The organism is Streptomyces sp. NPDC101160, assembly GCF_044768205.1.
GTDB lineage: Bacteria > Actinomycetota > Actinomycetes > Streptomycetales > Streptomycetaceae > Streptomyces.
Genome location: NZ_JBIWPJ010000005.1, coordinates 229,754 through 241,297, shown reverse-complemented (window position 1 = coordinate 241,297; position 11,544 = coordinate 229,754). Strand labels below are relative to the sequence as shown.

The following is an 11,544-nucleotide window of genomic DNA, read 5'->3' as shown; positions in this document are numbered from 1 at the left end:
CCTGGCGAAAGTCTCCTGGTCAGTGCGCTGCCCGACCCAGGTGGCTCCCGAGTACCAGGGCTGCGCTACGACGACCGCTCCCTACGCGGTACCGGCACCCGGCGCCGTCGCTGAGGCGGTCGCGGCGGCCGTGGATGAAGCGGCCGTGACTGCCTCGCGGTCGGGCGCGAGCGGGTCGGTCACCGTGCCGGACTCCTCGTCGAAGAGCCCCTGCGCCAGCCTGGTCACCGCAGCGGGGACCGGCGGCGCCAGGTCGGCCACAGCTCGGAGACCGGACAGGACGTCGTCGGGTCGCACGGCAGGTGTCACGTGCCGAACAACCAGCCGCAGTATCGCACAGGCGCTGTCCACCGGCCTATCACCCTGGGGATCGCCCTGGGCGGGGGCCGCGGCCAGCTCCACTACGGCACCGCGGGTGTCGAAGGTACGGATTCCGTTCTTCGTCTTGCGCTGTACTTCCACGGTCTCGGCCGCGAGAAACGCCTCGACGGCCTTGTTCGCGTCGTCGACGCTCACGCCGTCGAGCCGCAGCTCCCACACGGAGGCGGTGAGCCGGTCGGCGAGACCGGAGGTCCGGGCCTCGACGGCGTCGACGATGTCGAGGCCGGTCGGCATGGACTCGTCGAGCAGGGCCCGCAGGGTCTCCGGGTCGCGCTGCTCGGTGAGGGCGATCTCCAGGTACTCGGCCTCGGAGCCGGTGCCCGTCGGTGCGGCGTTCGCGTACGACACCTTGGGGTGAGGGGTGAAGCCGGCCGAGTACGCCATGGGCACCTCGGCACGGCGGAGCGCACGCTCGAAGGCGCGCTGGAAGTCACGGTGGCTGGTGAACCGGAGGCGGCCGCGCTTGGTGTAGCGCAGTCGGATGCGCTGCACCGCAGGTGCGGGCGGCGGGCCTTCGGGCTGTCGCTTGCCCAGTGGTTCTTCTCCTCGGTGCGGGGCGGGCGCGGGGACGCGCCGCCCTCGAAATGCGGTGTGTCCCGGGGGTCCCGCCCGGCTCACCCCCGCTCGTGCGGGGAGATCTCGGGTGCGGGCGCCGCGCCGGGGACGTTCGTTGTACTACCCAGAGTACGCGCCCGGGCCACCTCCGGTTCCCCGACCAGGGCCCGCCAGGCGTCACGGCGGGCCTGCCGGACCGTGTCCCGGGCGGACGCGAGGGCGACCCGCGCGGACTTCCGGGCCTCGGCAACGGCCCGGCGCGCCGGACCCCACACGGCGTCCCGCACCCAGTGCCCGACGGGAGTGCCCACCTCGCGGTATGCCCAGCCCAGCGGCCGCAGCACCAGATTCCGCCCGAGCCGGCCCACAGGCCGCACCACCAGATTCCGAGCCGCCCAAGCCAGCCACCGGGCCGCCCAGACCACGGGCCGCACGACCAGGTTCCGGGCCGCCCAAGCCAGCCACCGGGCCGCCCAGGCGACCGGCCGTACAACCAGGTTCCGGGCCGCCCAGGCCACCGGCCGCACGACCAGGTTCCGGGCCAGCCAGGCGAGGCCGCGGCCGACCGCGCGGGAGACGAAGCCGGCGGCGCGCCAGCAGATCGCGAGGGCGTCGCGGATCTCCCGGCCGAGGGGGACGAGGACGCGCCGCGCGATCCAGCGGACGGGGAGGACGATGCCGTACATCACGAACGGGACGAGCAGATGGCGCCAGGGCCAGAGGAAGAGGAGGGTGCCGAGTCCGACGGCGACGAGCACGAGGCCACGGCCGAGCCGGCTGAAGCCCCACCCGAGCCCGCGGCCGAGCCGCGCGCACGCCCACACGACCCCGCGCCCGAGCCCGGTGAACACCCACGTGAGCCCGCGCCAGACGTGCCCGGCCGCCCACGCGATGCCCCGGCCGATCCCCGTGAACGCCCAGGCCAGGGCCTGCCCCGAACGGGTGAGCAGCCAGCCGGTCGCGCGTGCGACCGGGGCCAGGATCCAGTGGTACAGCCGGGTGACCGGGCCGACCACTCCGTACCGCCAGAGCGCACCGACGGCCGGGACGAGCAGCTGCCGCCAGAGCCATCGGGCCGGGGCGGCGATCCCGTAACGGGCGACCGGCACGATCACGTACCGCCAGACCATGACGAAGGGCCGGGCAAGCACCCTGCCCAGCCACCGGCCCGCCACCGCGAGCCCCCGCCCGATGCCGGCGGACGCCCAGCCGAGGCCCCGCCCGATCCCGGCGAACCCCCAGGCCAGCCCCCGCCCGATACCGGTGAACACCCAGGCGAGCCCGCGCCCAGTCGTGGCGAGCGCCCAGGCCAAGCCCCGCCCCATGCCGCCGAACGCCCAGGCGAGGCCCCGCCACGCCCCGCCGAAGACCCAGGCGCCCCCACGCCGGATCGCGACCGCCGCCCGCGCGACGCCTCGGCCCACCTGGCCGAACGCCCAGGCCAGCCCCCGCCCCACCGGGCGGAGGACGGTGCGTTCGAGGAGGTGGCCGGCGGCCTTGAGGGCGTCCCAGGTCAGGCGGACCGGGAGGACGAGGAGCAGCACGACGACGCGGACCGGGATGCGGATCAGCGCATGCGGGGCGGGGGCCGGAGGCGGGGCCGGGGTTTGCGTGCTCATGTCCGGCAGGACGCCGACGGCCCGGCGGAGGGTTCACCCTCCGCCGGGCCGTCACGGCAGCGTTACACGCCTACTTGTTCACGACCGTCAGCGGCAGCAGCTGCTTGCCCGTCGGGCCGATCTGGATGTGCGTGTCCATCTGAGGACACACGCCACAATCGAAGCACGGCGTCCAGCGGCAGTCCTCGACCTCGGTCTCGTCGAGGGCGTCCTGCCAGTCCTCCCAGAGCCAGTCCTTGTCGAGGCCGGAGTCCAGGTGGTCCCAGGGGAGGACCTCCTCGTAGGTGCGCTCGCGCGTCGTGTACCAGGCGACGTCCACGCCGAAGGCGGGGAGGGTCTTCTCGGCGCACTGCATCCAGCGGTCGTACGAGAAGTACTCGCGCCAGCCGTCGAAGCGGCCGCCGTCCTCGTACACCGCGCGGATGACGGCGCCGACGCGGCGGTCGCCGCGGGAGAGCAGGCCCTCGACGATGCCGGGCTTGCCGTCGTGGTAGCGGAAGCCGATCGAGCGGCCGTACTTCTTGTCGCCGCGGATCTTGTCCCGGAGCTTGGCCAGGCGCTCGTCGGTCTCCTCGGCGGAGAGCTGCGGGGCCCACTGGAACGGGGTGTGGGGCTTGGGCACGAAGCCGCCGATGGAGACCGTGCAGCGGATGTCGTTCTGGCCGGAGACCTTGCGGCCCTCGGCGATCACGTTCATCGCCATGTCGGCGATCTGCAGGACGTCCTCGTCCGTCTCCGTCGGCAGGCCGCACATGAAGTACAGCTTCACCTGGCGCCAGCCGTTGCCGTACGCGGTGGAGACGGTCCGGATCAGGTCCTCCTCCGAGACCATCTTGTTGATGACCTTGCGCATGCGCTCGGAGCCGCCCTCGGGGGCGAAGGTGAGACCGGAACGGCGCCCGTTGCGGGTGAGCTCGTTGGCGAGGTCGACGTTGAACGCGTCCACGCGGGTCGAGGGCAGGGAGAGGCCGACCTTGTCGTCCTCGTAGCGGTCGGCGAGGCCCTTGGCGATCTCGCCGATCTCCGTGTGGTCCGCGGAGGAGAGGGAGAGGAGGCCGACCTCCTCGAAGCCGGTCGCCTTCAGACCGCGGTCCACCATCTCGCCGATGCCGGTGATGCTTCGCTCCCGCACGGGGCGCGTGATCATGCCGGCCTGGCAGAAGCGGCAGCCGCGGGTGCAGCCGCGGAAGATCTCGACGGACATGCGCTCGTGGACGGTCTCCGCGAGCGGGACGAGCGGCTGCTTGGGGTAGGGCCACTCGTCGAGGTCCATGACGGTGTGCTTGGAGACGCGCCACGGCACACCGGACTTGTTGGGGACGACACGGCCGATGCGGCCGTCCGGCAGGTACTCGACGTCGTAGAACGCCGGCACGTAGACGCTGCCGGTCTTCGCGAGGCGGAAGAGGACCTCCTCGCGGCCGCCGGGCCGGCCCTCGGCCTTCCACTGGCGGATGATCTCGGTCATGTCGAGCACGGCCTGCTCGCCGTCGCCGATGATCGCCGCGTCGATGAAGTCCGCGATCGGCTCGGGGTTGAAGGCGGCGTGGCCGCCGGCGAGCACGATCGGGTGGTCGACGGTGCGGTCCTTCGACTCCAGCGGGATGCCCGCGAGGTCGAGGGCGGTGAGCATGTTCGTGTAGCCGAGCTCCGTGGAGAAGCTCAGGCCGAACACGTCGAAGGCCGAGACCGGGCGGTGGCTGTCGACCGTGAACTGCGGCACACCGTGCTCGCGCATCAGTTCTTCGAGGTCCGGCCACACGCTGTACGTGCGCTCGGCCAGGACGCCCTCGCGCTCGTTCAGTACCTCGTAGAGGATCATGACGCCCTGGTTGGGCAGGCCGACCTCGTACGCATCCGGGTACATCAGCGCCCAGCGGACGTCGGCGCTCTCCCAGGGCTTCACCGTGGAGTTCAGCTCTCCACCGACGTACTGAATCGGCTTCTGCACGTGCGGGAGCAGAGCTTCGAGCTGCGGGAAGACAGACTCGGCAGCAGACATCTCGAACCTTCGTGAGCTGGCAGGGGGGCGACTCTCAAGCGTACCCCGGTGCTCAGTGACCCAGCGCCGCCCGGATGTGCGGGGCCGCGGCCCGCTTCCAGAGCGCGGGGAGCTCGCGCTCGCCGGCCTGGGCGGCGGCCTCCTCGCGTCCGTACAGAAGTCCCCAGGTGAAGGCGGTCTCGCCGGCCGCGTGGGCCTGGACGGCGATCTCGCGCAGCGCGACGCGGGCGACGACGCTGTCCTGGTGCTCGCCGAGCAGCGACTGGACGGCCTTGACGCGCTTGGCGAGCCGCTTCGCGGGTTTGCCGAGGGTGGGGCGGGCGGCGTCGGCGGCGTAGCGGGTGCGCTTGGCGGCCTTGCGGGCGGCGTGCAGGGCGAGGTCGCGCTCGTGGCCGGGGTCGAGCGCGAGGGCGCGCTCGACCCGGCCGGCGAGCCGGTCGAAGTCCTTGCGGACGGCGTGGGCGAGGACCTCGGGGGCGTCGTGGGCGGCCGCTTCGCGCAGGGGCGGGTCGGCGAGGAGCGCGTCGAGGGTGTCGAGGAGCGCGAGGTGGCGCGGGGAGTCCAGCGCGGCGAGCGCCCTCGACCGGGCGTCCTCGGCGCGGCGAGCGCCGCGGGCGCGCAGCCGGGCGCGGACGGGGCCGAGGCGGAGGGTGTTCGGCAGCTCGTCGAGCCGGGCGTTCAGGCGGGCGGTCAGCACCTCCTCGTCGCGGGCGGTGCCGAGCTCGCCGGCGAGCCACTTCAGCTCCTCGCCGACGCGGTCGGTGACGCCGCGGTCGAGCACCTTGCGGTACGACTTGAAGGCGCTGCGCAGCCTGCGGCAGGCGACCCGCATCTGGTGCACGGCGTCGGGCAGGTCGCGCCGGACGGCGGGGTCGTACGCGACGACGGCGTCGATCTGGTCCCGTACGTAGGCGAGGACGGCGTGCCCGGCGGTCCCGGGGGCTCCGCCCGCGTCCTCGCGCGCGGGTGGGGGCGCGCCCGTCTCCTCCAGGGCCCTGGCCAGCTTCGACGCCGACGCCGACGGATGGATGCCGGCCTTCTTCAGGCGTTTCTCGACGGCGTCGAGGAGGGTCTCGTCGGCGCCGTCCGCGAGTTCGACCTCGATCTCGGTCCAGGCGGCCCGGCCCGTTCCGGTGAGGCGGTCGGCGTGGACGGTGTCGACGGAGAGTTCGGCGAGCGGGCGTCCGTCGAGGTCGAGCAGCTGGCGGACGTCGCGGCTGGAGCGGAGGCGGACGACGGGGACGACCGCGGCGCCGCGGACGCGGGAGCGCAGGAGCCCCGCCAGGGAGGCCGGGAGGGTCTCCGAGAGCGGGGCTCTGATCTCGTCGCGGATTCCGGAGGCGACGGGGAACTTGAGGTGCCAGCCCTCGTCCGTGCCGCCGGTGCGGCGGCGCAGCGTGAGGGCGTCGGCGGCGAGCCGCAGGTCCTCGGTGTCGTAGTAGACGGCGTCCAGTTCCATGACGCCCTCGTCCCGGACGGCGGCCACTCCCCCGGTGCCGACGAGGTCGGGGACCGCCGTCTGCTCCGTGGCCTCGTACTTGCGCTCGATCTCGCGTTTCGTCTCGGGCCGCTTCTCCTGCCGCTTCTCCGCCATGGAACGAATCTACGACCGGAGGACCGCGAGGGGGAGGCGAACTACGCCGTTGTCCGCACTACGCCGTTGTCCGCACCACGCCCCCGTCCGCACTACGCCGTTATCGGCCGCTGCACCCTGATCGACTGCAGCAGGCCGATCGCCACCCACACCGCGAACATCGACGAGCCTCCGTACGACACGAACGGCAGCGGCAGGCCCGCCACCGGCATGATGCCGAGCGTCATGCCGATGTTCTCGAACGACTGGAACGCGAACCACGCGATGATGCCGGCCGCCACGATCGTGCCGTACAGCTCGCTCGTCTCCCGCGCTATCCGGCAGGCGCGCCACATGATGACGCCGAGCAGGAAGAGGATGAGGCCCGCGCCGACGAAGCCGAGTTCCTCGCCCGCGACCGTGAAGACGAAGTCGGTCTGCTGTTCGGGGACGAACTGGCCCGTGGTCTGGGAGCCCTTGAAGAGGCCGGCGCCGAGGAGGCCGCCGGAACCGATGGCGATACGGGCCTGGTTGGTGTTGTAGCCGACGCCGGCCGGGTCGAGGTCGGGGTTGGCGAAGGCGGCGAAGCGGTTGATCTGGTACTCGTCGAGCATGCCGAGCGCGGTGACGAGGACCGCGCCGAGGACGCCCGCGCCGATCAGGCCGAGCACCCAGCGGTTGGAGGCGCCGGAGGCGAGGAGCACGCCGAGCACGATGACCCCCATGACCATCACGGAGCCGAGGTCCGGCATCAGCATGACGATGCCCATGGGGAGGGCGGCGAGGCCGAGGGACTTGGCGACGGTGCGGTGGTCGGGGTGGAGCTGGTCGCCGGCGTCGACCTTCGCGGCGAGCAGCATGGCCATCACCAGGATGATGGTGATCTTGACGAACTCGCTCGGCTGGAGCGAGAAGCCGCCGCCGATCACGATCCACGCGTGCGCGCCGTTGATGGTCGCGCCGAGCGGGGTGAGGACGGCGAGGATCAGCAGGATCGAGATGCCGTAGAGGAACGGCACGGCCCCGCGCAGGGTGCGGTGGCCGAGCCAGATCGTGCCGACCATCAGGGCGAGGCCGATGCCGGTGTTGAGGAGGTGCCGGAACAGGAAGTAGTACGGGTCGCCCTGGTTGAGCTGGGTGCGGCCGCGGGTCGCGGACCACACGAGCAGCGAGCCGACGAGCGACAGCGCGAGCGCCGAGAGCAGGATCGGCCAGTCGAGCCGGCGCAGCACCGAGTCGCGGGCGGTGAGCCTGGCGAGGGCGCCGCGCTCGGGTGCGTACCGCGAGACGGAGAAGCCGTGGGGTGCCGTCATCGGTCAGAGCCTCCCGCGGGTGGCGGGCGGACCCGCGAGCCGTGGGTCGTCGTCCGGCTTCTTGGTCGGCGTGGCGGGGTCGGTCGGCGGGGCCGGCGGCTGGGTGCCGCCCGGCTGGGTGCCGCCGGGCTGGGTGCCGTCGACCTGCTGCTTCGTCTCGTCGACCTTCTGCTCCTCGGGGTCGTACGGCTTGATCTTCGGCGCGTCGATCGACCCGTCCGCCTCGATCTTCGGCAGCGTCTGCTGCGGCTGCGGCAGCAGCGCCCGCTTCAGGTCCTGCTTGCCGGAGTCGTCGAGGCCGTACAGCGCGTCGTAGATGTTGCGCACGGCGGGGCCGGAGGCGCCGGAGCCCGTACCACCCTGGGAGATCGTCATGACGATCGCGTAGTCCTTGGTGTACGTGGCGAACCAGGAGGTCGTCTGCTTGCCGTAGACCTCGGCGGTACCCGTCTTGGCGTGCATCGGGATCTTGTCCTGCGGCCAGCCGACCTGGGCGAAGCGCCAGGCGGCCGTACCGCGGGTGGCGACTCCCGCGAGGGCTTCGTCTATCAAGTCGCGGGTGGCCTTGTTGAAGGGCAGCCGGCCGTGCGACTTGGGCTTGATCTCGGTGACCTTCTTGCCGTCGGCGCTGATGACGGCCTTGCCGACGGTGGGGTTCCACAGGGTGCCGCCGTTGGAGATGGCGGCGTAGATGGTGGCCATCTGGATGGGGGTGACGAGTGTGTCGCCCTGTCCGATGGAGTAGTTGACGGAGTCACCGGCGCGCATCAGGTTGCCTTCGAGGCAGTTCTCGTAGGAGAGCTGCTGGACGTAGGTGCCGCCCTTCTTGCCGTTCTTGCACCACCAGTCCTTGTTGTCCTCCCAGAACCGCTGCTTCCACTGGCGGTCGGGGACGCGGCCGGTGACCTCGTTGGGGAGGTCGATGCCGGTCTCGGCGCCGAGGCCGAACTGATGGGCCGTCTTGTAGAACCAGTCGCCCGGGTTCTTCTTCGGCTTCATCCCGCCGTCCTTGATCCACTGCTGGTGGGCGAGGGCGTAGAAGACGGTGTCGCAGGAGACTTCGAGGGCGCGGCCGAGGGAGATGGGGCCGTGGTTCTGCGACTCGAAGTTCTTGAAGACCTGGTTGCCGATGGAGTACGAGCTGGTGCAGGGGTAGCGGCCGTCGAAGTCGTAGCCCGCGTTGACGGCGGCGGCGGTCGAGACGACCTTGAAGATGGAGCCGGGCGCGGCCTGGCCCTGGATGGCCCGGTTGAGCAGCGGGAAGTTGGAGTTCTTGCCGGTGAGGGCCGCGTAGTCCTTGGCGGAGATGCCGCCGACCCAGGCGTTGGGGTCGTAGTCGGGCTGGGAGGCCATGGCGACGATGCGGCCGGTCCTGGCCTCCATGACGACGACGGCGCCGGCGTCGGCCTTGTAGTTCTCGTTGGTGTTCTTGTCGAAGGTCTTGCGGGCCTCGACCATCGCGTTGTGCAGCTCCCATTCGGCGACCGCCTGGACGCGGGCGTCGATGGAGGTGACGACGTTGGCGCCGGGCTCGGCCGGGTCGCTCTTGGCCTGACCGATGACGCGGCCGAGGTTGTCGACCTCGTAGCGGGTGACGCCGGCCTTGCCGCGCAGCTGCTTGTCGTAGGTGCGCTCCAGGCCGGAGCGGCCGACCTGGTCGGAGCGCAGGTACGGCGAGTCGGTGTCCTTGGCCTTCTCGATCTCCTGGTCGGTGACGGGCGAGAGGTAGCCGAGGACCTGGGAGGTGCGGGACTTGCCGGGGGCCGGGTAGCGGCGGACGGCGGCGGGTTCGGCGGTGATGCCGGGGAAGTCCTCGGCGCGCTCGCGGATCTGCAGGGCCTGCTGGGTGGTGGCCTTGTCGGTGACCGGGATGGGCTGGTAGGGCGAGCCGTTCCAGCAGGGCTTGGGCGTCTTGGAGTCGCAGAGCCGGATCTTGTTGACGACGTCCTGGGGCTGCATGCCGAGGACGTCGGCGAGCCGGGTGAGGACGGCCTTGCCGTCGTCCTTCATCTTCATCAGCTCGGTGCGCGAGGCGGAGACCACGAGCCGGGTCTCGTTGTCGGCGAGCGGGACGCCGCGGGCGTCGAGGATGGAGCCGCGCACGGCGGGCTGGACGACCTGCTGGACGTGGTTGTTCTTCGCCTCGTCGGTGTACTCCTTGCCGTTGCGGATCTGGAGGTACCAGAGGCGTCCGCCGAGGGTGAAGAGCAGGGAGAAGACGAGGACCTGGATGATCACGAGCCGGATCTGGACCCGGGGGGTCCGCCCGGTCTCGGGGATGTTGCTCATGCTGCCGCTGCCCCCTGGATCACAGTCGCTTGACTCCCTTGATGCGTCCGGCGCGCGAGGCGCGGTTCCGTGCGGCCTTGACGCGCAGGCCGCCGCGCTGGGTTCCGATCCTCAGGCCGGTGCCGGAGGAGAGCCAGCCGGAGGAGACGTCGGCGCCGCCCGCGCCTTCGGCTCCGGCCAGCGGGTCGTTGTCGACGCGCCGGGCGATGGCCATGATGAGCGGCACGGTGAACGGCGCGAGGAGCAGGTCGTAGAGGGCCGCGGTGAACAGCAGGAAGCCGAGGCCGACATGGCGGGCGGCGGTGTCGCCGACGAGGGCGCCGACGCTCGCGTAGAGCAGGGTGGAGCCGAGGGCGGCGACGACGACCACGGTCATCGGGCCGCTGGCGGACTTGAGCCGGCCGTTGTCGGGCCGGGCGAGGCCGCAGAGGTAGCCGACGACGCAGAGCACGAGGGCGTACCGCCCGGCGGCGTGGTCGGCGGGCGGGGCGAGGTCGGCGAGCAGGCCGGCGGTGAAGCCGACGAGGGCGCCGGTGACGTGCCCGTACACCAGGGCGAGGGCCACGACGGTGAGCAGGACGAGGTCGGGGACGGCGCCGGGGAGCTGGAGGCGGGCGAGGACGGAGACCTGGACGACGAGGGCGACGACGATCAGCGCGGCCGAGAGGAGGATGCGGTTGATCTTCATCGTGTTGTCTCCCCCTGGTCCTGCTGCTGGTTCTGCTGGTCCCCCGGCTGCCGGTCCGCGCCCGGCTGCTGCGCGTTGTTCTCGCCGGGCTTCTGCTGTCCGTCCGGCGCGGTCGGCGTCGGAGTGACCGTCACGGTGACGGTGGGCGCGGGCTTGGGCTTCTGCGGCAGGACCATGTCGCGCGGGTCGGTGCGCGGGGCCTGGACGACGACGCCGACGATGTCGAGCTTGGTGAAGCCGACGAACGGGCGGACGTAGACGTTGCGGGTCAGGCCGCCGCCGGACGGGTCGACGCGGACCACCTGGCCGACCGGCACGCCGGGCACGAAGGGCTTGTCGGCCTGCGAGCCGAAGGTGACGAGCCGGTCGCCGGGCTTGACCTTGGCCTTGCCGTTGAGGAGCTGGACGAGCAGCGGGCGGTCGCCCTGGCCGGTGGCGAAGCCGAGTTCGTCGGTCTTCTCCATCCGGGTGCCGACGGTGAAGTCGGGGTCGTTGGCGAGCAGCACGGTCGACGTGGAGGGGCCGACGGTGGTGACCCGGCCGACCAGACCCGAGCCGTTGAGCACGGTCATGTCGCGCCGGATGCCGTCGCGGGCGCCGACGTCGATGGTGACGGTCCAGGAGAAGCCCTGGGCCGCCCCTATGGCGATGACCTCGGCGCCCTTGATGCCGTACTGGCCGGCGCCGGCGGTCTTGAGCATGGCGTCGAGTTCGCGCAGCCGGTTGCGGTTGCGGTCGTCGCTGCCGAGCTTGGCCTTGAGGGCGGCGTTCTCCTGTTCGAGCGCGGCGATGCGGTTGTGCCGCTCGCCGGAGTCGCGAACCGCCCCTATGGCGTTGCCGATCGGGTCGACCGCCGAGGCGACTCCGTTCTCGACGGGACCGAAGACCGCGGCCGCGGCCTGTCGGGCACCGTCGACCGGCGACTCCTGGCCTCCTCGGATGTCCACCGTGATCAGTGCGAACGCGATGGCGATCAGCAGCACCAGGAGCAGCCGGCTCTCTCGTGTGTCCCTCACGTGCGGCGGCCGTGCCCTTCCTCAGTAAGACGGGATGTGACGGGTGATGAGGTTGATGAAGTCGGTGATGGAGTTGTACGGGGGTGCGGGGCGCCCCGGGTGGGCGCC

General features: G+C 71.8%; 8 protein-coding genes. All 8 read right to left on the bottom strand.

Annotated features, from left to right (window positions below):
- Window positions 1–81: 81 nt before the first annotated feature.
- The 8 genes from ACIRSU_RS17360 to mreC all read right to left on the bottom strand — a co-directional run bounded on the left by ACIRSU_RS17360 (window position 82) and on the right by mreC (window position 11,436).
- On the bottom strand, window positions 82–873 hold the full coding sequence (locus ACIRSU_RS17360; protein WP_403792936.1) for a TIGR03936 family radical SAM-associated protein: 792 nt from the start codon (window positions 871–873) through the stop codon (window positions 82–84).
- A 122-nt stretch (window positions 874–995) separates the two neighbouring features.
- Complete coding sequence (locus ACIRSU_RS17355; protein WP_403792934.1) at window positions 996–2,555, bottom strand: hypothetical protein; 1,560 nt, start codon at window positions 2,553–2,555, stop codon at window positions 996–998.
- 70 nt (window positions 2,556–2,625) lie between these two features.
- Window positions 2,626–4,557 (bottom strand): TIGR03960 family B12-binding radical SAM protein, encoded by a 1,932-nt coding sequence (locus ACIRSU_RS17350; RefSeq protein ID WP_403792933.1) that lies wholly within the window; start codon window positions 4,555–4,557, stop codon window positions 2,626–2,628.
- Between the two features lie 52 nt (window positions 4,558–4,609).
- Window positions 4,610–6,151 (bottom strand): CHAD domain-containing protein, encoded by a 1,542-nt coding sequence (locus ACIRSU_RS17345; RefSeq protein ID WP_403792931.1) that lies wholly within the window; start codon window positions 6,149–6,151, stop codon window positions 4,610–4,612.
- Window positions 6,152–6,243: 92 nt separating this feature from the next.
- A complete protein-coding gene (gene rodA, locus ACIRSU_RS17340) occupies window positions 6,244–7,443 on the bottom strand; it encodes a rod shape-determining protein RodA (protein ID WP_403792930.1) in 1,200 nt (399 codons plus the stop codon).
- 3 nt (window positions 7,444–7,446) lie between these two features.
- Complete coding sequence (mrdA, locus tag ACIRSU_RS17335) at window positions 7,447–9,732, bottom strand: penicillin-binding protein 2 (protein ID WP_403792929.1); 2,286 nt, start codon at window positions 9,730–9,732, stop codon at window positions 7,447–7,449.
- A gap of 19 nt (window positions 9,733–9,751) precedes the next feature.
- Window positions 9,752–10,420 carry a rod shape-determining protein MreD gene (mreD, locus tag ACIRSU_RS17330; protein WP_403792927.1) on the bottom strand — a complete coding sequence of 223 codons (669 nt, stop codon included), beginning with the start codon at window positions 10,418–10,420 and terminating at the stop codon, window positions 9,752–9,754.
- A complete protein-coding gene (mreC, locus tag ACIRSU_RS17325; protein ID WP_403792925.1) occupies window positions 10,417–11,436 on the bottom strand; it encodes a rod shape-determining protein MreC in 1,020 nt (339 codons plus the stop codon). Before mreC ends, mreD begins: the two co-directional genes overlap by 4 nt.
- Window positions 11,437–11,544 lie beyond the last annotated feature (108 nt).

Excerpts from the sequence above, each read along its gene's own strand:
- ACIRSU_RS17355 (WP_403792934.1), bottom strand. The coding sequence starts at position 2,555 with ATGAGCACGCAAACCCCGGCCCCGCCTCCGGCCCCCGCCCCGCATGCG.
- ACIRSU_RS17350 (WP_403792933.1), bottom strand. The coding sequence starts at position 4,557 with ATGTCTGCTGCCGAGTCTGTCTTCCCGCAGCTCGAAGCTCTGCTCCCG.
- ACIRSU_RS17345 (WP_403792931.1), bottom strand. The coding sequence starts at position 6,151 with ATGGCGGAGAAGCGGCAGGAGAAGCGGCCCGAGACGAAACGCGAGATC.
- rodA (WP_403792930.1), bottom strand. The coding sequence starts at position 7,443 with ATGACGGCACCCCACGGCTTCTCCGTCTCGCGGTACGCACCCGAGCGC.
- mrdA (WP_403792929.1), bottom strand. The coding sequence starts at position 9,732 with ATGAGCAACATCCCCGAGACCGGGCGGACCCCCCGGGTCCAGATCCGG.
- mreD (WP_403792927.1), bottom strand. The coding sequence starts at position 10,420 with ATGAAGATCAACCGCATCCTCCTCTCGGCCGCGCTGATCGTCGTCGCC.